The organism is Paenibacillus sp. S150, assembly GCF_019352175.1.
Lineage (GTDB): Bacteria > Bacillota > Bacilli > Paenibacillales > Paenibacillaceae > Paenibacillus_AQ.
The window spans coordinates 59,663-78,815 of record NZ_JACBYI010000008.1; the positions used below are offsets into that span (position 1 = coordinate 59,663).

At 54.1% G+C, this 19,153-nt stretch carries 22 protein-coding genes; all 22 read right to left on the bottom strand.

Annotated elements, in window-relative coordinates:
- Nucleotides 1-5 precede the first annotated feature (5 nt).
- On the bottom strand, nucleotides 6-530 hold the full coding sequence (locus tag HYD27_RS10440; protein WP_219214599.1) for a hypothetical protein: 525 nt from the start codon (nucleotides 528-530) through the stop codon (nucleotides 6-8).
- 1,660 nt (nucleotides 531-2,190) lie between these two features.
- The gene (locus tag HYD27_RS32660; RefSeq protein ID WP_309242047.1) at nucleotides 2,191-2,412 is read right to left on the bottom strand and encodes a transposase; all 222 of its coding nucleotides are present in this window, start codon (nucleotides 2,410-2,412) and stop codon (nucleotides 2,191-2,193) included.
- 69 nt (nucleotides 2,413-2,481) lie between these two features.
- Nucleotides 2,482-2,634 carry a hypothetical protein gene (locus HYD27_RS31990; RefSeq protein ID WP_228745077.1) on the bottom strand — a complete coding sequence of 51 codons (153 nt, stop codon included), beginning with the start codon at nucleotides 2,632-2,634 and terminating at the stop codon, nucleotides 2,482-2,484.
- A gap of 51 nt (nucleotides 2,635-2,685) precedes the next feature.
- A complete protein-coding gene (locus HYD27_RS31995; protein WP_228745078.1) occupies nucleotides 2,686-2,823 on the bottom strand; it encodes a hypothetical protein in 138 nt (45 codons plus the stop codon).
- 585 nt (nucleotides 2,824-3,408) lie between these two features.
- On the bottom strand, nucleotides 3,409-3,654 hold the full coding sequence (locus HYD27_RS32925) for an S-Ena type endospore appendage (RefSeq protein ID WP_375373907.1): 246 nt from the start codon (nucleotides 3,652-3,654) through the stop codon (nucleotides 3,409-3,411).
- A 129-nt stretch (nucleotides 3,655-3,783) separates the two neighbouring features.
- Nucleotides 3,784-4,191 (bottom strand): hypothetical protein, encoded by a 408-nt coding sequence (locus HYD27_RS10450; protein ID WP_219214601.1) that lies wholly within the window; start codon nucleotides 4,189-4,191, stop codon nucleotides 3,784-3,786.
- Between the two features lie 509 nt (nucleotides 4,192-4,700).
- Nucleotides 4,701-5,597 carry a TlyA family RNA methyltransferase gene (locus HYD27_RS10455; protein WP_219214603.1) on the bottom strand — a complete coding sequence of 299 codons (897 nt, stop codon included), beginning with the start codon at nucleotides 5,595-5,597 and terminating at the stop codon, nucleotides 4,701-4,703.
- Nucleotides 5,598-5,642: 45 nt separating this feature from the next.
- Nucleotides 5,643-7,547 (bottom strand): 1-deoxy-D-xylulose-5-phosphate synthase, encoded by a 1,905-nt coding sequence (gene dxs / locus HYD27_RS10460; RefSeq protein ID WP_219214606.1) that lies wholly within the window; start codon nucleotides 7,545-7,547, stop codon nucleotides 5,643-5,645.
- A 96-nt stretch (nucleotides 7,548-7,643) separates the two neighbouring features.
- On the bottom strand, nucleotides 7,644-8,591 hold the full coding sequence (locus tag HYD27_RS10465; RefSeq protein WP_219214609.1) for a polyprenyl synthetase family protein: 948 nt from the start codon (nucleotides 8,589-8,591) through the stop codon (nucleotides 7,644-7,646).
- A complete protein-coding gene (gene xseB / locus HYD27_RS10470; RefSeq protein WP_019909676.1) occupies nucleotides 8,578-8,835 on the bottom strand; it encodes an exodeoxyribonuclease VII small subunit in 258 nt (85 codons plus the stop codon). Before xseB ends, HYD27_RS10465 begins: the two co-directional genes overlap by 14 nt.
- Entirely contained in the window at nucleotides 8,819-10,192 is a 1,374-nt protein-coding gene (xseA, locus tag HYD27_RS10475) for an exodeoxyribonuclease VII large subunit (protein WP_219214612.1), read from the bottom strand. Before xseA ends, xseB begins: the two co-directional genes overlap by 17 nt.
- A 9-nt stretch (nucleotides 10,193-10,201) precedes the next feature.
- Entirely contained in the window at nucleotides 10,202-11,065 is an 864-nt protein-coding gene (gene folD, locus HYD27_RS10480; RefSeq protein WP_219214616.1) for a bifunctional methylenetetrahydrofolate dehydrogenase/methenyltetrahydrofolate cyclohydrolase FolD, read from the bottom strand.
- Nucleotides 11,066-11,146: 81 nt separating this feature from the next.
- Nucleotides 11,147-11,596 carry a transcription antitermination factor NusB gene (gene nusB, locus HYD27_RS10485; protein WP_219214619.1) on the bottom strand — a complete coding sequence of 150 codons (450 nt, stop codon included), beginning with the start codon at nucleotides 11,594-11,596 and terminating at the stop codon, nucleotides 11,147-11,149.
- Between the two features lie 202 nt (nucleotides 11,597-11,798).
- Nucleotides 11,799-12,032 carry a DUF2273 domain-containing protein gene (locus HYD27_RS10490; protein WP_219214621.1) on the bottom strand — a complete coding sequence of 78 codons (234 nt, stop codon included), beginning with the start codon at nucleotides 12,030-12,032 and terminating at the stop codon, nucleotides 11,799-11,801.
- A 15-nt stretch (nucleotides 12,033-12,047) separates the two neighbouring features.
- A complete protein-coding gene (gene amaP, locus HYD27_RS10495) occupies nucleotides 12,048-12,587 on the bottom strand; it encodes an alkaline shock response membrane anchor protein AmaP (RefSeq protein ID WP_219214624.1) in 540 nt (179 codons plus the stop codon).
- A 73-nt stretch (nucleotides 12,588-12,660) separates the two neighbouring features.
- Nucleotides 12,661-13,077, bottom strand: a complete 417-nt coding sequence (locus HYD27_RS10500) for an Asp23/Gls24 family envelope stress response protein (RefSeq protein WP_219214626.1) — start codon at nucleotides 13,075-13,077, stop codon at nucleotides 12,661-12,663.
- Between the two features lie 117 nt (nucleotides 13,078-13,194).
- Complete coding sequence (accC, locus tag HYD27_RS10505; RefSeq protein WP_219214630.1) at nucleotides 13,195-14,538, bottom strand: acetyl-CoA carboxylase biotin carboxylase subunit; 1,344 nt, start codon at nucleotides 14,536-14,538, stop codon at nucleotides 13,195-13,197.
- 57 nt (nucleotides 14,539-14,595) lie between these two features.
- Complete coding sequence (accB, locus tag HYD27_RS10510) at nucleotides 14,596-15,102, bottom strand: acetyl-CoA carboxylase biotin carboxyl carrier protein (RefSeq protein WP_219214633.1); 507 nt, start codon at nucleotides 15,100-15,102, stop codon at nucleotides 14,596-14,598.
- Between the two features lie 277 nt (nucleotides 15,103-15,379).
- Nucleotides 15,380-16,240 (bottom strand): SpoIIIAH-like family protein, encoded by an 861-nt coding sequence (locus HYD27_RS10515; RefSeq protein WP_219214636.1) that lies wholly within the window; start codon nucleotides 16,238-16,240, stop codon nucleotides 15,380-15,382.
- A gap of 142 nt (nucleotides 16,241-16,382) precedes the next feature.
- Nucleotides 16,383-17,024 carry a stage III sporulation protein AG gene (gene spoIIIAG / locus HYD27_RS10520; protein WP_219214639.1) on the bottom strand — a complete coding sequence of 214 codons (642 nt, stop codon included), beginning with the start codon at nucleotides 17,022-17,024 and terminating at the stop codon, nucleotides 16,383-16,385.
- 36 nt (nucleotides 17,025-17,060) lie between these two features.
- On the bottom strand, nucleotides 17,061-17,852 hold the full coding sequence (gene spoIIIAF, locus HYD27_RS10525) for a stage III sporulation protein AF (RefSeq protein WP_219214642.1): 792 nt from the start codon (nucleotides 17,850-17,852) through the stop codon (nucleotides 17,061-17,063).
- Between the two features lie 35 nt (nucleotides 17,853-17,887).
- The gene (spoIIIAE, locus tag HYD27_RS10530; RefSeq protein ID WP_219214645.1) at nucleotides 17,888-19,135 is read right to left on the bottom strand and encodes a stage III sporulation protein AE; all 1,248 of its coding nucleotides are present in this window, start codon (nucleotides 19,133-19,135) and stop codon (nucleotides 17,888-17,890) included.
- Between the last annotated feature and the right edge of the window lie 18 nt (nucleotides 19,136-19,153).

Genomic DNA, 19,153 nt, shown 5'->3' on the forward strand with positions numbered 1-19,153 from the left:
AAATTCTAAGTGGACTCGCCGTCGTCCTTGCCCAGCCTGATCTCATGAATAACAGACGTGACGGTGTTGACATACAGCACTCCGCTGCAGTCCGGATAAATCAGCAGATAGGGTAAAAGTGAATCCCGGAGGCTGCTTCCGGTAAATTCCAATGTCTTGCGCGGCCGGGAGAGAATCACCAAATAGAACGAGTCCTCTTCCTTGCTCGCAACATAATCAATGAACAGCCTGCTGTACATGGAGGCCCCGTCTACTGTAAAGGACAGCGGTATCTTCAGTTTGCCGCCAATCACTTCGTAGCCTGCAGCTTCCAGCAAATTGATGGAGGGGTGAGGCAAAATATCCTGATTAAGCGGCAGCCGGTCCCTGATGAACGAATGCGGGGAGTTTTGCAGCCATATGTAAATCCGGTATATGACAAATATTGCGGCCGCCAGTCCAATTAACGCCATTACGGCCTTATCAGAGCTCGCCAATTCCATCACCTCGGTGATTAATTCGCGTGAGGCCCGGTGAAATCCTGCTTCCACAGCCGAAATCCGGACCGGAACGCATGGCGGCAAGAGGGCCTCAGCAGGAAAGATAAGGATAGACTAACGTATTCCTTATGAGAATGCAAAAAAAGCCTGGGCACGATTTCTGTTCCGTATACCTCGTGCAGTAACAAAACGGTTATGCCGTCCTTAACTGGCCAGCAGCCGTTTGAGATTTCAAATTTAAGGTTGGCTGCCGGGACGGGCGGCGGCAAGCCCAAATGGAAAAAGTGAACTTCATTCTTCCCGCCTTCCCTGTTTCGAAAGTGTTAGTTGGAAAAAGGATGCCTAATCCATCCGTTTCGCCCCCTTACAGTGGAATACGCCTACATTAATATGAACTTGCTTGAACCATTCATCCAAAGGGCAGCCATTTTAGTGGTAAAAAGGAACACTAAGGTAGCGCATTCGGATTCCGGATCATCCCTAGTGGGAAAAAGTACAACTAATCCGGCTGAAATCAGCCATTTGGAGGGAGTAGGCCTCTATTAAGTGTACAAAATCCCACTAAAACCCGTTCAAGCCAGAATTCCAGCCCATTAGTGTTACTTTTTACACTTCGCTTCCGTTCCCCATGAATCTCCTTGCGTTTCATCAGCGTGTTCAGGTTCTCCGGTTCCATTCCTATACATTAAATTACCTTTTTATTAAATTACCTTTTTGGCTCAAAACCAAAATCAGCGGTTGACGATGTGAACGAAGTCCGCTGCGGGTTCAGAGGGTTCTTCCGGCCGCTGTTAAAGCCCGGTTTCCTGATTGGAATAAGATTACAGGTTGAATTTAGATGGAGCCAGCTTTTTCCCGCGATTCCTTTAAGACTTTTCCGTATTTCCGTCCGTGTAAGTGTACTAATTCTTGCGAATTCCACTTCATTCACTCCCTTCCACTTCCGTTCCTGCCCCGGTAGCGGCCTTGGTCGGACCCGCTCTATTCCGCGTGCAAAACATAGAACCCGCAGACTCCGCACGGCTCAGCAAACTCAGCACCATTCAACAAACTCAGCACCATTCAACAAACTCAGCACGACCCAGCAACTCAGCAAACTCAGCAAACTCAGCACCATTCAGCACGACTAAGACGCATTATAATTTTCACCTAACTTCATACCTGCCTTATCCACAATTGACGAGAAGCATAATTTCCTAAATGACAAGAAAGACGCCTATCGGCGTCCTATGTAAGAATGCTGCCATTTCAGTGGGGAGGAGAAGAATCATTTCGTGCTGATTCCACCGTCCTGCCGACTTCGGACGAATTCAAAGGCACTTCTGCCTGTGATTCCCTCCCCCTGCCCGCTGCGGCCAACGCAATACCGCAGTTAGCCTGGCCGAAGTCCCGATCCATTCTTTCATTTACAGCGCAGCCGTGAAATAACGGATAAGCTTCGCTTCCCCCAAACCTATAAATTCTGATCTTTCAAGCAGAAACGGCTACGCCGTCCTTACAAGTTACTATGGAACACCAAAACAAACCTCATCTTTTTATTTTTTTGAAATCAGCTGTCAAGCTGATTGTTCACTCAGGTTTACTTGATACCCTAGCGACTCCAGGCGTTTAATGAATCGGTTCACCGCCATCTCGCGGTTTCGCTGGTCAAAGTAATTAAATCCCGGTTCTTTATATTTTTGCTTTCGCGTTAACAAGATATAGACGATCCCTAAAATACTGTGTCCGACCGCCACCGCCGCTCTGTTTTTCCTCGCCTGCCTGCAATCCGGTGATACTGTGCCGACAGGTAGGTGTTCTTTTTCCCCCCTGCCGCCCTCGCTGATTCTACGAGTGCACTTCGCAGTTTTTTATTTCCCTTTCGCGTCTTCGCCGATCGCTTCTTCTCCGCACTTTCATCGTGACCTGGGGGGTCATTCCAGCCCGTGAGCACAAGTGCCCCGCCGTCGGAAACCGTGTCTGGTCCGTTCCGATTTCTTCCAGAATTTGCTCCGCAGTTCGCTTACACACCGGGAATGGTATCCAATAACTTCAGATCCTCCGCGAAAGGGGTCATTGGCCGCTCCACTTCCTCATCCAGTTTCGTGATGAGTTCATTCAGTTGATCCATATGCCCCAACTGTTTTTCCAGCATCAGTAACTGATGCGGACCCAAGCTTCCCTCCAGCGCCAGTTTTAATTGCTTTTTCTTCGCCTTCAGTTTCTTTTACGCAAACTCTGCCAGCACAGATGGATCGCTTTCGCCTTGAAGCATCGCTTCCAGCATGTTTCGTCCAGGCACGCCAAGTACATTGGAGGCCACCGACGAGAGTTTGATATTTCCTCCTTCCAGTACCTTTTTCATTCCAAAAAGAAACTCATCGCTTCGATGAATCTTAATGCCCTGTATAACACTATAATAACATTACAAATAGCACAATAAACACAATCAAAATCGAATAAAACAATGTTCACTGTTGGGAATGTGCGGGGAAACCCGCGAAGGAAAAACCCGGGATTGCTCCCCCGGGCCGTCCACTTTCAGCATATCTTTAAACTGCACTTTCACTATGTCGTCATAGCCTCGACGAATGTGTATTCGCTGGGTTTGTCCGATCAGTTCAATGATTTCACCTTTAAATAGTTCTTGCTTCCAGGCACAGCTCCCATTTGCATCGCCTTTCCATATGCTGTATAAAGAATTATATACGAATGTATGTTTCTTTTTCAACATTTTTTTGAAGCTATAAATGTTTCTTGTAAAATCAATTCACAAAATTCAAATCTATTTTTTTTCTTAAAGTTTACTATGGTCCGATTAAAGAAAAAAGTCCTGCTGACCAATAATAACGGCCAGCAGGGCTTTTCATAAACCCAAGCTTTTGGGAATTTGCCAACCTCAATAATACTTCGATTAATCCGCATTCCCTCCGTCGTGTTGCTGCCCAAGCTAAAACCTGTAGTTCAGCGAAAAGGATACTTGTATTTCCAGAGTAAATAGGTATATTGCCGTTCCATCCTTATGTATAATGCGCATGATTACTGGGGCGCCACTGCTTTTATCATTGTATATGCACACTGAACCAAATACATTTAGCGATAAGGCAGAAGACCACACGGTTAATGCGCTCACTTCCTGTTCAGGAGTAAATTTAAAATTTCCACAAATCGTACTTTCAGGGAGACCACTCTCCATTAATCAAACCCCCTGCACCGTCAATCCTTATTGCATTTATTTACAGATATTCGTTTTATGTTTTTTCCTAGGAGCACTGCACAAAATAACCCGTCAGGCATACGCCCGGCGGGTTTGTTTCAATATCGTTTAGCCTGTAGACACTCCTGAAAACGTAACAGGCCCGGTAACACTAGCTGCATTCAGCAAGATATTCAAACTGTTATTAGCTACGCCTAAAGTATATGCATGATATCCAACTGGTACATTCAAATCCAAAAATGAAATCGTAATTGGCTGAATGGCTAGAACGGCAAGGCCACTGGACCCTACGTTAAAAATAGGTTGTCCATCGCGGTAAATGGTGAAGACTACACTCGGGATACCTACTGTCGTCTGAAAACCAATGGTTGCATTCAGCAGCACATCCCCATTCAATACAGTCGCCAATCCAAATTCAGCCAACATTAAATTTTGAGCTGGTGAGAGAATCGGGATGGATAAGGTTTGGCTTCCAGTTGAGGCTGTACTTCTTCCTACATCTATGATTTGCGCCATGATCACTCCACCTCCTCTCTTGTACCATTTTTACATATTATGTAAAAATAAAGAAACTGATTGGATGCATTGCATGGTGTGATTAATACATTATTTTATGTATGCTCTAAATTCAGATCTCTCCCGGATTAAACGGCCGCCAGCTATCTTCAAGCTCTCTGGGGGATACTCTTCCACGATACCACCATAGTCCATTAATCCGCCTTGTTGGATCGTCCTTAGGCTGAAACCTTGCAAGATACCCTAGACCGTGATAGGGCGGCGTCAGGAAGTCTGTATCGCTCTCCAGGACTTTGTATGTAGTACTCCAATAATCACTCCTACACGGTAACAAATTAATTCATCAAGTATAAACTGTAACCGCCTGCTTGAGTACATCCTTGCTGTTTGCTCAGTGATTCTAACGCCAGCAGAAAAAGGTTTATTGTAGGTGGGGTTCTTGTGCTGTAAACTGTGGGGAACTTGTGGGGAAAAGTGCCTCAAACGCCTGATATATCAGCAAAAGAAACTCATCGCTTCGATGAGTTTCCCGGATTGCTGACTTTGAAGGTCGCTGCCGCTTCCCTGATTACCGCATCGGCAAGCGCCGCAAAGTCTTCCGCATTATGCTGGTGAGAGGAAGGCTCCGGCTGCTGTTGACCCGCCGCTGTCCCGGCTGCTTCAGGAAGCAGCTTCCAATGGGCCAAAAACTCGATGTTGCCCTCCCCGCCGGTAATCGGAGAAAAGGTCAGGCCTTCCAGCCGGTAGCCCAGTCCCGCAGCCATGCCCAGCACATTCATCAGCACCTCTTTGTGGACGGCCGGCTCACGGACTACGCCGGATTTGCCCACCTTTTCCCGTCCGGCTTCGAATTGCGGCTTGATCAGCGCGGCAATATCGGCCGGACGCACAAGCAGCGCCTTAAGCGGCGGCAAAATAATCTTCAAAGAAATAAAAGATACATCTATGCTGGCAAAGTCGGGAACCGGCCCCTGCAAATCGGGCGGGGTCATGTAACGGAAATTCGTCTGCTCCATCACACTTACCCGCTCATCATTGCGGAGCCTCCAGTCCAGCTGGTTATAGCCGACATCAACCGCATAGACATGGCTCGCTCCGTTCTGGAGGGCGCAATCGGTGAAGCCTCCTGTAGAAGAGCCGATATCCAGCATAATGCGCCCCTTCAGGTCAATGCCGAACTGGCGCAGCGCCTTCTCCAGCTTCAGGCCTCCACGGCTGACATAAGGGTGTACAGCACCTTTGACCCTGAGGGAGGCACTGCGGGGCACCTTCATGCCGGGCTTCTCGATCCGTTCCTCATCCGCAAGCACCAGCCCGGCCATAATGGCGGCCTTGGCCTTCTCGCGGCTCTCAAAAAAAGCTTGTTCCACTAACAGTACATCAATCCGTTCCTTTGGGTGTTCCATGGTCATCTCCCGTTGTTCTTTGGGTTACCGCTTCGGCTGTCCTCTTCAGGAGGTTGAAGTCGTCTTATAAGCAAAAGTGCTGGATGCCTTCATTGCCTTGATCCGCCCGGCTACCGCTTCTGCGGTCAGTCCCGTCTGCTGGCGCTGCTCCCTGATTGAGCCATGCTCCACAAAGATATCCGGCACGCCCATCAAATGGACACGGGCATCATAAATCTCATGCTCCGCATAATATTCAAGCACAGCACTGCCCAGGCTTCCGGCCTGGCTGGCCTCTTCGAGCACGATCATGCCGCATCCCGCATGAGCCAGCTCCAGCAGCATGGAGCTGTCCAGCGGCTTCAGGAATCTGGCATTGACCACGCCGGCCTGAATGCCTTCACGCTTCAGCTGCTCCGCCGCTTCCTCAGCCACCTGAACCATTGGCCCGCAGGCCAGCACGGCGTAGTCATCGCCCGGACGCAGCCGCTCCCAGGAGCCGATCGGAAGACTCCGAAGCTCGGCGTCCAGGTCCACTCCCGTGCCGTCGATGCGCGGATACCGGTAGGCAATCGGTCCGTCATTATATTCAAGCGCCGTCTTCATCATATGGCGCAGCTCATTCTCGTCCTTGGGCATCATCATTACCATATTCGGAATATGGCGCATAAAAGCGATATCGTATACTCCTTGATGCGTCTCGCCGTCCGCGCCGACGAAGCCGGCACGGTCGATGGCGAACATGACATTGGCGTTATGCCGGCAGATGTCATGCACGATCTGATCGTAGGCACGCTGCATAAAGGTGGAATAAACGGCATATACCGGCTTCATTCCCTCCATGGCCAGTGCCGCGCAGAGCGTCGCCGCATGCTGCTCGGCAATGCCGACATCGATCATCCGGTCGGGAAATTCCTTGGCGAACGGGAACAGGCCGGAGCCGCCGGGCATTGCCGGAGTCACGGCTATCAGCCGTTTGTCCTCACGGCCAAGCTCAATCAGCGTCTGGCCGAACACTTCGGTGTACATCGGATTGCCGACAGCCTTCAGGGACTGGCCGGATTCAATTTTGTAAGGAGAAATGGCATGTGATTTATAGAAATCGGTTTCAGCCGGTTTGTAGCCCTTGCCTTTGGTGGTCAGGACATGCACGAGCACAGGGCCGGACACATTATCCGCCTGATGGAAGGTGTCAATCAGCTTCTCCACATCATGGCCGTCCACCGGACCGAGGTAAGTGAAGCCCAGCTCCTCGAACAGTACACCGGGCACCATCATATATTTGAGACTGTCCTTGACATTCTGGGCCGTTCTGGCGAGCCTTCCCCCGATGGCGGGAATTTTCTTCAGCAGTCCTTCAACTTCGTCCTTGGCGCGCAGATAATGGCGGTCCGAACGGATTTTGCTCAAATAATTGTGCATGGCCCCCACGTTCGGAGCTATGGACATTTCGTTGTCATTCAGAATGACCATCAGCTTGCGCCGTTCATGGCCGATGTGGTTAAGCGCTTCAAACGCCATCCCCCCGGTAAGCGCCCCGTCCCCGATTACAGCGATAACCTTGTTGTCCCCGCCCTTCAGGTCGCGGGCCATCGCCATTCCCATTGCGGCCGACAGGGAGGTGCTGCTGTGTCCGGCTTCCCAGACATCATGCTCGCTCTCCGAACGCTTCACAAAGCCGCACAATCCATCCTTCTTGCGCAGCGAGTCAAAACGGTCCTGGCGGCCCGTCAGTATCTTGTGGACATAAGCCTGGTGCCCTACGTCGTATATCATTTTGTCCCGGGGACTGTCGTAGCAGTAGTGCAGGGCCAGCGTGAGTTCCACCACCCCCAGATTGGAGCCGAGATGCCCTCCGGTTGCAGTAAGCTTCTCGATCAGAAACCGGCGGATCTCCTCCGCAAGGGTTGAAAGCTCCTGGTTCGACAATGATTTAAGTTGCTGAGGATCATTTATTTGTGGAAGCAGCACGAGTATTCCCCGCTTTCCTAGATGTTGTAAAATATATAAAACCCATTATAACACAAACGAAACGGCTGTCGAAACACAGCCGCTCCGGAATATGTGTTAATGATCCCGCTTCATAAGATAATCCGCAATGTCCAGCAGGCGCGTATTGTCCTGAAAACCGCCTTCAAGCACCGATCTGCGGGCAGCTTCCGTCAGCCGCTCCACTTCTTTGCGGGACGCATCCAGCCCGATAAAATACGGGTAGGTAACCTTCTGCTGCTTAATGTCGCTGCCGGTTTTTTTGCCCAGCTTGCCTTCGTCGCCGACCAGATCAAGGATATCGTCCTGAATCTGGAAGGCCAGTCCGATATTCGTCCCGAAATCGCGCAGCGCTTCCTGCTGTCTGCTGTCCGCCCCGGCGATGCGTCCGCCGGCCATAAGGGAAAAAATAATCAGATCGCCCGTCTTGTGGCGGTGGATGTACTGTAGCTGCTGCAGGTCGGTAAGCCCCTGCTCGCCCTCCATATCGGCGATCTGCCCTCCGACCATTCCGCGCGGACCCGCCATTTCCGCCAGATCCTCCACAACGGAGAGCGCGTTGTCCGCGGAAACACCATGCTTCCTGGAGGCTTGCACCACACTGTAGAACGCATGGGTCAGCAGTGCATCCCCGGCCAGGATAGCCGCAGCTTCGCCGAACACCTTATGATTGGTCAGCTTGCCGCGCCGGTAATCGTCGTTATCCATGGCCGGCAGATCATCATGGATCAGCGAGTAGGTATGCACCATCTCAATGGCAGCGGCTACGGGCAGGGCCGCCTCACGGCTGCCCCCCAGCGCCTCGCAGGCGGCGATGACCAGCAGCGGACGCAAGCGCTTCCCCCCGGCACGGAGCGAGTAGTTCATCGCCTCCTTAAGATTGGCGGGAACGTTCCATTCTGCCGGCATGGTTTCCTCCAACTCCTGCGCGACCAGCCTGCCGATCTCGGCAATGTATTCGTTCAGCGGCTGCCGCGGAGCGCTCTCTGCCGGCTCCGCTTGCTGCTTCTGTTCAAAGCGGCTCATCGCTGTCACCTTCCAGACGTGCTCCGAATGGCTTTTTGCGCAGCTCGCCGTCCATCTCGGTGATCATCTCGATCTTGCGCTCCACCTGCTCCAGCTTGCTGCCGCACAGCTGCGAGAGCTTCATGCCCTGCTGAAACAAATCGATAGCCTTCTCCAGGGGAACGTCGCCGTGCTCAAGCTCACGCACGATTTCTTCCAGCCGCTCCATGGCCCCTTCAAAATCCAATTCAGCTTCCTTCGCCATCCGTTTTCCCATCCTCCTTCATTCCCCATACCTGGCAGTTTAGCTGTCCGTCATTCAGCTTTATGTTGACCACATCGCCCAGCTCAACTTCCTTCAGCGATTTGATTAAATGCTCTTCCTTCTCGTCATATACGAGGCTGTATCCCCGCGACATCACCTTCAGCGGGCTGAGCGCATCAAGATGCCGCAGCTCGGCGGCGAAGCGCGAGCGCTTCTCCTGCAGGCGCACCTGCATCGCACCCGCAAGCTCGCGGGTGACGCTCTCGGTGCGCCGCCGCGCTGCGCTGACACTCGCCTGCGGGTGGAAGCGCTGCAGGCTGTGATGCAGCACGGCCCGGCGCTCCCGCGCGCGGCCGTGCCGCTCTCTCGCTGCGCGGAGCAGCCCTGCGCGCAGCATGTCCAGCCGCTGCGCGTGCTGGGCCAGCTGGCGGCGGGGGCCGGCCAGCGCCAGCGAGCGCTGCAGCGAGGCAAGGCGCTCGCCGCCGCGCTGCGAGCGGCGCAGCAGCCCTTGGCGCAGGCGCTGCTGCGCCGTGCGGAGCTGCGCCGCCAGCTCGGCGGCGTGCGGCACGGCCAGCTCGGCCGCCGCCGTCGGGGTCGCCGCCCGGAGATCGGCGGCGAAGTCGGCGATCGTGAAGTCGGTCTCGTGGCCCACGGCCGAGATGACCGGAATGCCGGAGGCCGCAATCGCCCGGGCGACGGCCTCCTCATTGAAGGCCCACAGCTCCTCCAGGGAGCCGCCTCCGCGGCCGACGATGAGCACATCGGCTTCGCCCATGGCGTTCAGGTTGTGGATGGCCTTCACAATGGAAGGCCCCGCACCTTTGCCCTGCACCAGTACGGGATAGAGCACCACCGCCACCTGCGGGAAGCGCCGCTGCAGCGTGATGATAATATCCCGCACGGCCGCGCCCGTCGGGGAGGTCACGACCCCGATGCAGCGCGGAAAGCGCGGGAGCGGCCGCTTGCGCGCCGCCGCGAACAGCCCTTCCAGCTCCAGCTTGTTCTTCAGCTGCTCATATGCCAGGTATAAGCTTCCTATCCCGTCGGGCTGCATGTGTGTTGCATAGAACTGGTACTGCCCGTCCCGCTCGTACACCGTCACATTGCCTCTCGCAATGACCTTGGTGCCCTCCTTCGGAACAAAAGGCAGCCGCTGATTGTGCGAGGCGAACATGATCGACTTGATCCGGCTGCTCTCGTCCTTCAGCGTGAAATACATATGACCGCTGCCATGGTGGGTGAAATTCGAGATTTCCCCGCGGACCCACACATCGGAGAGAACCACATCCGAATCCAGCTTCATGCGGATATAACGGTTAAGCTCTTTTATCGAGTAGACCTGCCGCTCTGCCGCCATGATTGCTGCCTAATCCCGTTCCAGGCCGCGGCGTCGTTTGGCCGCAACCAGCGTGTTGCCCATCAGCATAGTAATTGTCATCGGTCCCACACCGCCCGGTACCGGTGTGATGTATCCGGCAACTTCCTTCGCGCTGTCATAATCCACATCCCCGGCCAGCTTGCCGTTATCCAGCCGGTTCATCCCGACATCGATTACGACGGCGCCCGGCTTCACAAAAGAGCCGTCAATAAAGTTGGCCCGCCCGATCGCAACAACGAGAATATCCGCCTGGCGGCTTAGCTCAGCCATATTCGCGGTACGCGAATGGCACATGGTAACCGTCGCATTCTCCCGCTGGAGCAGAAGGGATACCGGTTTGCCGACAATGTTGCTGCGTCCGATCACGACAGCGTGCTTGCCGGACATTCCGGTGCCGGTACGCTTGATCAGCTCGATCACGCCGGCAGGCGTGCAGGGCAGCAGGCTGTCATCTCCGATAACCAGATTGCCCACATTGATCGGATGGAAGCCGTCAACGTCCTTCTCTACGGCAATGGCATTAATTACAGCCTTCTCGTCAATGTGCTTCGGAAGCGGAAGCTGAACCAGAATGCCGTCGATTTCATCCCGGCGGTTCAGCTCTGCCACAAGGGCCAGAAGCTCTTCCTGGCTTGCCGCAGCATCCAGTCTGTGCACTTCAGAATGGAAGCCAAGCCCGGTGCTCGATTTCTCTTTGTTGCGCACGTAGACCTGCGAAGCAGGGTCTTCACCGACCAGTACAACAGCAAGACCGGGCTTCACGCCCCGTTCCGCAAGTAAGGCAACTTCCCCGGCAATGCCGGTACGAATTTCGTCAGATACTTGTTTACCGCTGATGATTGCTGCTGTCATGTAATTCTCTCCCCTTTTATCTGCTTGAAAATTGGACCGAGGCTGGTAAGCCAAGCCATGGGCGTGCGAAAAAAGCAATTCTTACAGATCTGCCTTAAGCGTATCAATCTCCTGGATCATCTTGCCGAGCACACCGTTGACGAACTTGCCGGAGTCATCGGTGCCGAAATGCTTGGCCAGATCGATGGCTTCATTGACCGCAACCTTGGCCGGAACGTCATCCGCAAAAACCATTTCGAAGGTTGCAAGACGCAGAATCTGGCGGTCCACCCGCGAGAGACGGCTCATCTGCCAGCCCTTCAGGTAATGCTCCAGCATATCGTCGATCGCCGCCTTGTGCTCCCACACGCCGTTCACATGCGCTACTACATAGGCTTTCAGCTCGATTTCGTCTGTAATGACATGATCCGTCTCATTCTCTTCCGAAGCTTCGGCAATCAGCATCTCTACCGCTTCCGCGCTTTCCACTTCATTCATTTCCATCTGGTACAGGCTTTGGACAATAATTTCTCTAGCTAAACGTCTTTTCATGTATTCCTCCTACGAGCTTACCTCGCATGCTTGTATTGGTGTTCCATTTTTTCCTGTCGGAAAAACTGGGCTTGTGCTTTTTTATTCCAGACTGCCAATGCTTCCGAAAGGAGACTTTCAAAAAAAACCGCGCAGCCCTTCTGCCGGCATCAGGCAACTCATACGTACGGGTTCCAGGCTCCGGAAGAAAAGCTATCGCGGTTCATTTGAAGGGACGCCAGCGGCCGGACAGCCGCTGAGCCAGCTCCTGCCACTGAAACAGCGGGGGCCGGGCGGTGTCCTTTCTTTTGCCAAGCGTATATCCTATGAACACTACCAGTGCAAAGAACAGCATATCCCAAAATCCGCTAATCAAATAAATCAGCCCGAGAACGACACCGAAGGTGACTCCGGCAATTCTACCCCCGTGACTTTCCCATGCCGCTTTCCACCACATAAGGGAAACTCACCTCTATTCCACTCGACTTTTGAAGCTTGGAGACTGTGTGAGGTTAGCAATGTATACAGAGACGTCCGCTACCGGAATTCCGGTCGTTTCCTGCACAAAATCATGCACCTGGCGCTGAACCTCGTTAGTCAGCAGCGGCAGGGAGGCCTCCCCGTCCACAACTGCGCGGATCATGATCTCAAGACCGGCCTGGGAGACGCGGATGCGCGACTTGAGATCTCTGATTCCTTTGACTTTGCCGGCGGCCTTCAGGCTCAGGTTCTCAATCGTTTCCATGGAGATTTGAATATCCCCGTATTCCGTGCGCTGATCGACCGAAGGCTGGGAAGCGCGGTCACGGCGCAGCGAAATGTAGAAGAAACGGATGCTGAGCAGGAACAGAATAACGGCCACTGCGATGGCAGCTATGTACACCTCAGGTCTGTCCAGCGCGTCAAAAGAGTCCGGAATGGCACCGCTTAACAGGAGGATGGCAATTACAGATAGTATTCCGATGCATAAGCTGTAGACGAACAGCAAAAGCCTGTCCAAAATTTTTGCCACGAGTCTCATAACCTCCTTAAATTAGAGTAAACCCTCGACGGTGCTGTCGGGGGTTTATGGAAGCACGCTGCCTTTATTTCACTCGGAGAACTGCATCCGTTTCTTCGCTCTTGTCAGCGGCAGCGGTGCTGCGGAACTGCACATCATGGATATTCACATTCACTTCAACCACAGTCAGGCCGGTCATCGTCTCGATTGAACGCTTTACGTTGCGCTGAATTTCCGCGGCCACTTCAGGGAGGCGGTTGCCGTACTCGATAATTACGGACACATCCACCGCAGCCTCGCGTTGTCCAACCTCCACCTTCACGCCTTTGGAGAGGTTCTTGCGGCCGAGGAGCTCAACAATGCCGCCGGCAAATCCGCCGCTCATGCCTGCCACGCCTTTCACTTCCACGGTTGCCAAGCCTGCGATAACCTCAATCACTTCGGGAGCGATCTGGATTTCACCGATTTCCGTACGTTCGTATTCTGTCGGCAATGTACTCATTGTGGACTTCACACCTTTCAGAGAAAAAGTTGTTCAATATTTCAAACGCAAAGCACGTCTCTTATTAAACATACTATATCATTTGGCGAACTTTATGACAAACAATGCGAAGTCGTCCTAAATTTCATATTCCTCCAGGAATTTAATGTCAAAATCTCCGTCCAAAAACACCGGATGCTCCAGCAGCTTCTGGTGGAAGGAAATCGTAGTATGTATGCCTTCCACAGCAAATTCCGAGAGCGCCCGTTTCATCTTGGCTATAGCCTCCTGGCGGGTCGGAGCCCATACAATCAGCTTGGCAATCATCGAGTCATAAAAAGGGGAGATCGTATACCCTGGATATGCAGCGCTGTCCACCCGCACGCCAAGCCCGCCCGGCGGCAGATAAAAGCCGATCTTGCCCGGCGACGGCATGAAATTCCGCTCCGGATCTTCCGCATTGATGCGGCATTCAATGGACCAGCCGTTGATCACGATATCTTCCTGGGCAAAGGACAACGGATTGCCCTCCGCGACAGAAATCATCTCCTTGATCAGGTCAACGCCCGTTACCATCTCCGTTACCGGATGCTCGACCTGGATGCGGGTGTTCATTTCCATGAAATAAAACTGCCCGTCCGGTCCAAGCAGGAATTCCAGCGTGCCCGCGCCGGAGTAATTCACGGCCTGTGCGGCACGGACCGCCGCCTGGCCCATGGCTTCGCGGATATCCGGGGTCAGCACGGAGCACGGAGCTTCTTCAATAAGCTTCTGGCGGCGGCGCTGCACGGAGCAGTCCCGTTCCCCCAGATGGACCACATTGCCGTGGCTGTCGGCAATAATCTGAATCTCCACATGCTTCATTCCGGTCAGGAATTTCTCCAGGTACACCCCGGCGTTGCCAAAAGCCTTCTGTGCTTCCTGCTGGGCTGCGGTAATCTGCTTCACCAGGGACTCCTCATCCTCGGCAATGCGGATGCCCTTGCCTCCGCCGCCTGCAGTAGCCTTCACGATAATCGGGTAGCCGATTTCGCGGCCCAGCATGACAGCCTCCTCCACATCGCCCACAAGCCCGTCAGAGCCCGGGATGATCGGGACGCCGGCCTGCTTCATGGTTTCCTTGGCAACCGCCTTGTCGCCCATGCGGGTGATGGCGTCCGGCGAAGGTCCGATAAAGGTAATATTGCAGGATTCGCAAATCTCTGCGAAATCCGCATTCTCGGCCAAAAATCCGTAACCGGGATGAACGGCGTCGCATTCCGTCAAAGTGGCCACACTCATAATATTGGTAAAGTTCAGATAGCTGTCCTTGGCGGGCATCGGGCCGATGCAGTACGCTTCATCAGCCAGCCGGACATGCAATGAGTCCCGGTCCGGCTCCGAGTATACCGCGACGGTTGCTATGCCCAGTTCACGGCAGGCTCTGATAATGCGGACCGCGATTTCGCCGCGGTTGGCAATCAACACTTTTTGAATGTTCATGCGTTTCCTCCCAAAGTTTAACGAAGCTTGCTAGCTCCTCATGATTCTCGCGGCTGCTTATTCCGGCTTTACCAGAAACAGCGGCTGGCCATATTCCACAAGCTGGCCATTTTCCGCGAGTACGGACACGATTTCGCCTCTCACTTCCGCTTCCAGCTCATTCATCAGCTTCATGGCTTCAATGATGCAGACCGTTGACTTCTCGCTGACCCGGTCGCCTACATTGACAAAGGATGGGGTTTCCGGCGAAGCGGCAGTATAAAAGGTTCCTACCATAGGAGAGACAATTTTATGCAATGCGCCTTCAGTGGAAGCCGGCTGCTGGGGCGCTGCCGGAATTTCGGCAGCAACAGCAGGTGCAGTATGCTGCGGACTGTGCGGCTGCGGAGCTGGCGTAAAGGGATAGGCATAAGGAGCCGCCTGAATTGCCATTCCCTCAGCTTCAGTGCGGTCCGGTTTGCGGATAGCCAGCTTCATTCCTTCGCTTTCAATCTCCAGTTCGTGTACGGAGGAGGTTTGGTCCAGCAATTTAATCAATTCCTTAATCTCGCTTAACTTGAACATTCAATAGTTCACTCCTTCAGCTTTCTCTTGAAGCCACAAGCAAAAAAGGCTTCTCCGTTCTTCTCAGGAAGCATATGCTTCAAATTACCTGCAATTTTACCAGAAACGCTTTCAGATATCCGCTTCTTGCAAGAAATATTAAGAAGAAAACTCAAATGTCACTTATTCTTCTTATATTCCAAGATAACTTTATGTATTATATCACAAACGCTAGAAATGGAAAGAGCCCGGGATAACCCGAGCTCTTTCGTCATTTTCCGCTGTTTTTTTCCAAGAATTATTGCTCGGATACGTATTGGACTCGGATTTTGTCCTGAGTGATGCTAAGCTCCTTCATTACGAGATCTACAATCCCAACCGCCTGCTTCACATCAAGCTTGTCGCTCAGCACAACAACCGTATACGTCTCGCCTGCTTCCTCTTTGACGATGGCTTCACCGTACTTCTGCTGCAGCTGTTCTTCGATGCCGGTGATTTTGGACTCCTTTTCCTCCAGCTTGTTCAGCTGCTCCGTGGCTACTGCACTCTCGGAAGGAGTCTTGGCCATGTCGTTGATCACGGCGAGCAGATCGTTCTGATCCTTCAGGTTCTTCTGCTCGCGTTCATAGAGATAGTTGTTGAACAGGCTGCTGGCCGACACACTCTGCGAAGCCACTTCATCCAGAATTGCGGCATCGTCTTTGGCTGGAGCTTGCTCTGTATCGGCCGCTGCGGTGTCCGTGTCATCCGTGGCTGTTTGGGAGGTATCCGGCGATTTGTCCGCATCGCTGCCGGTATCGGCCGCAACCGCACCGGCGGCGGAGCTGTCTTCGCCTGTTGCTGCCGCAGCAGCCTTGTCATCCGTGGCGGCCGCCTTGTCATCCGTAACGGCGGCAGTGCTGCTGCCGTCATTCGCTGCGGCATTGCCGGAACCCGTGTCAACGTCTTGCGCAGTGACTTCGTTGATCACCAGTCCGCTGTCGAGAGCGGGTGACTGCGCCCCGTCGGCTCCGCTCTTTATGTTGTCCACCTGAATGCTGCCTGCGGTTTCCTTGGGAACGGAAGCCCCGGAGTCCTCTGTGAACAAATAATAGGCGGAGAGAACCACCATCAAGCTGAGCATGGAAACCAACCAAATCGTTTGTCGTTTGCCCTTCATTTTTAATTCCTCCTCAGAGTTTTGTTAGCATGTACTTCTTTGATTCGCTGCGGCAAAGCTGGCATCGAAAGCATACGCTTTGTTTTGCTGGCATCTGCTTCGGAAGCATACGCTTTGTTTTTGAAGATAAACCATCAATCTGCTACTCCTGCTTGCGCGGCACTACGGAGATACGGTAGCTCGGCACGTTCAGGCCTTTCTCGACAGCCTCTTCAATCAGCCCGCGGACGACTTTGTTCTCCGCCCCTTTGGCGACGACGAGCACGCCGCGCACCTGAGGCTTGATCCGCTTGGTTATTATCGGGGTTTCGTCGCCCGACTGGCTGTAGGTGACGATTTCGCCATCCCTTGTGTACTGTGTGGTGTGGCGCTTGCCGCCGCTGGCGTCGGTTTCCTCGCTCTGCTGCTGGGAATCGTTCATATTGCGCTGCACAACGATTTCTTCTGTAGAGTCCACTGTGACCATGATATCCACCGTGCCGACGCCGACGATTTTCTCCAGAATTTCTTTGGTGCGGTTCTCCATTGCCTGTTCAATGCTGTTAAAAGAATCGGACCCGGCGCCATCTCCCTGCTGCAGGGCCGCCTGCGTGCTTTCGGCCTGGGGCGGCTCACGCCCTGTATTCTCGCTGTCCAGCTTCTTCACATTCACGAAGGAGTTGAACAGCATAATCGCCGCGCCAAGCAGCCCGAGAATGATCAGCCAGCGGAAGGTATGGCTCCGCTTCGGACTGCCGGACCCGCCGCCTGCCCATTGCTCCAGTTTTTTCAGCCAGTTGCCCATCTCTTATCCCTCCTGCGGTTGCATGTTAGGTTATATTTATAATTTCGCTGCTCCGGCGCCGCTGCTCTGCACCTCAATGACTTCCCGGCTCAAATTCCAATTCTGCTCCAGCAGCCTGATGATCGACTCAGCTTCAGCTTCGGCTGTCCCGCCCCCCGCAGCTGCACTGCTGCCATCGGGCGCTTCAGCCGAAGAGGTTGCCGGTGCTTCGGGGGCAGCCTCTCCTTCACCGGAACCCAGGCTGACCTGCACCGGCTCCACAGGTGTGATTACAATCGGCTCCGGGGCTGGGCCTGCTGCGGTACCCTCCGCCGCCTTGCCTTCGGTGCCGCCAGCCGGGGCAGCCGCCGGCAAGGCAACCGACACCGAGGAGATCACCGGCACCGCCTCGCCGCCAAGGCTTCCGGCCGCTTTTCCCATGCCCAGCGTCACCGTAACCTTTGCCCCCTGCACACCGGTGCTGCCGGCGATTTGGTCGCGCATCTGCCCTGCCACCTCTTCGGCGGCGAGCTTCAGGCTCTGCTCCTGCGCCCCGGCCGCCAGCATGCGGCCGTCTGCCAGAATCTTCTCCAGGGAGCCGGCCCCTTCCCCGGCTCCCGACAACAAACCGCCCTCCTTCTCCTGCTGATCCATCGCCAGGCTAAGCTCCCCGGCGGCATCGCCCTTCAGCATGGATACAATAGGGCTCAGCATGGTCAGCAGAACCAGCAGGCTGAGCACCAGTCTGGCATACCGCTCCATGGATTTGCTCGGCAGCAGCATCTCCACAAAAGCGGCCATCAGCACCACCAGAATCAGCTCCCGCAGCCATTCGCCCAACCAGGTCATCGTCTACCTCCCAAAAGGACTTGATAAAATACGCTTCACCTCATCATGACGGTGACATTCCCCGCGGTCAGCATGATCGTGACGGCCAGGAAGAACATCAGCGATACGGCGGCCAGGGCTGCGAACACGTAGATCATGCTTTTGCCGATCGTCTGCAGGCAGATTACAATCGGCGTCTCGCCCAGCGGCTGCATTACGGCGGCGGCCACATTGTAGATCAGGGCGAGCACCAGTATTTTAACGGCCGGAAAAGCGCACAGGAACAAAATGATAATGACGCCCGAAAGCCCGATGGCGTTCTTCACGAGAAGTGAAGCCGAGATCACCGTATCGGTGGCATCCGCGAACATTTTGCCGATGACGGGCACGAAATTCCCTGTGATGTACTTGGCGGCGCGGATAGTCACTCCATCGGTCACCGAGCTGGTAATTCCCCTGACGGAGATCACTCCGAGGAAGACGGTCAGCAGCACACCCAGCAGTCCCGCACCGATATTGCGCAGCAGATTGGCGAGCTGGGTCAGCTTGTATTTTTCCGATATCGCACTCACCAGGTGCAGCACCGCCGAGAAGAACAGCAGCGGGAAGACCACGGTGTGAATCAGTGTGCTCACCGTATGGATCATGAACACAATCAGCGGATGGGTAACCGATACAGTGACGATATTGCCCATCGAAGCCAGCAGCGCGAACAGCAGCGGGATCATTGCCATCATGAAATCGGTCATGCGGTCAATAGCATCCTTCGCATATCCTATCGCTATATTGAAGCTGTTGACGGCAATGACCAGCACTACCATATAGCAGAGCATGTAGGCGATTTTGCTGACCGTTTTGCGTTCAAAAGCGGTCTGCAGCGTCTCCAGAATCATGCTGAGCACACTGATCATTACGATCGTCACCAGCAGCTTGCCGTTGTAGAGCACCTCATGCCACATGAAGGAGGTCAGCCCGGACAGCACGCTTTTGAAGCTCAGGCCATTGTCGCCCGGCAGCAGCATATCCATCAGCGACGGCGTCCGCCCCTCCGGAAAAAATCCCCCGTAGTCCTTCATCAGCTGCTCCCAATACGATTCCACCTCCCCTGTAGGCAGGGCCTGCACCTGCCCCTTTACCCACTGGTCTACAGGGGAAGCGGAGTCTCCCTGGCTTGAGGGCTGCGGTGAAGGCGCCTGGGCTGCGCTGACAGCGGAGGCTGTTCCTGCACTGAGCAGCAGCAGGAAGGGCAGGAGCAGCAGGATTATTTGTAGTTTTGGTGGCCGAAAAACACTGCGAGCCCGCATCCCCGTTCCCCCCGCCTG

Excerpts from the sequence above, each read along its gene's own strand:
- HYD27_RS31995 (WP_228745078.1), bottom strand. The coding sequence starts at position 2,823 with ATGAAAAAGGTACTGGAAGGAGGAAATATCAAACTCTCGTCGGTGGCC.
- HYD27_RS10455 (WP_219214603.1), bottom strand. The coding sequence starts at position 5,597 with ATGGAACACCCAAAGGAACGGATTGATGTACTGTTAGTGGAACAAGCT.
- nusB (WP_219214619.1), bottom strand. The coding sequence starts at position 11,596 with ATGAAAAGACGTTTAGCTAGAGAAATTATTGTCCAAAGCCTGTACCAG.
- folD (WP_219214616.1), bottom strand. The coding sequence starts at position 11,065 with ATGACAGCAGCAATCATCAGCGGTAAACAAGTATCTGACGAAATTCGT.
- xseA (WP_219214612.1), bottom strand. The coding sequence starts at position 10,192 with ATGGCGGCAGAGCGGCAGGTCTACTCGATAAAAGAGCTTAACCGTTAT.
- xseB (WP_019909676.1), bottom strand. The coding sequence starts at position 8,835 with ATGGCGAAGGAAGCTGAATTGGATTTTGAAGGGGCCATGGAGCGGCTG.
- HYD27_RS10450 (WP_219214601.1), bottom strand. The coding sequence starts at position 4,191 with ATGGCGCAAATCATAGATGTAGGAAGAAGTACAGCCTCAACTGGAAGC.
- accC (WP_219214630.1), bottom strand. The coding sequence starts at position 14,538 with ATGAACATTCAAAAAGTGTTGATTGCCAACCGCGGCGAAATCGCGGTC.
- HYD27_RS32925 (WP_375373907.1), bottom strand. The coding sequence starts at position 3,654 with ATGGAGAGTGGTCTCCCTGAAAGTACGATTTGTGGAAATTTTAAATTT.
- HYD27_RS10500 (WP_219214626.1), bottom strand. The coding sequence starts at position 13,077 with ATGAGTACATTGCCGACAGAATACGAACGTACGGAAATCGGTGAAATC.
- spoIIIAE (WP_219214645.1), bottom strand. The coding sequence starts at position 19,135 with ATGCGGGCTCGCAGTGTTTTTCGGCCACCAAAACTACAAATAATCCTG.
- spoIIIAF (WP_219214642.1), bottom strand. The coding sequence starts at position 17,852 with ATGACCTGGTTGGGCGAATGGCTGCGGGAGCTGATTCTGGTGGTGCTG.
- HYD27_RS10515 (WP_219214636.1), bottom strand. The coding sequence starts at position 16,240 with ATGAAGGGCAAACGACAAACGATTTGGTTGGTTTCCATGCTCAGCTTG.
- HYD27_RS10490 (WP_219214621.1), bottom strand. The coding sequence starts at position 12,032 with ATGTGGTGGAAAGCGGCATGGGAAAGTCACGGGGGTAGAATTGCCGGA.
- accB (WP_219214633.1), bottom strand. The coding sequence starts at position 15,102 with ATGTTCAAGTTAAGCGAGATTAAGGAATTGATTAAATTGCTGGACCAA.
- spoIIIAG (WP_219214639.1), bottom strand. The coding sequence starts at position 17,024 with ATGGGCAACTGGCTGAAAAAACTGGAGCAATGGGCAGGCGGCGGGTCC.
- HYD27_RS10465 (WP_219214609.1), bottom strand. The coding sequence starts at position 8,591 with ATGAGCCGCTTTGAACAGAAGCAGCAAGCGGAGCCGGCAGAGAGCGCT.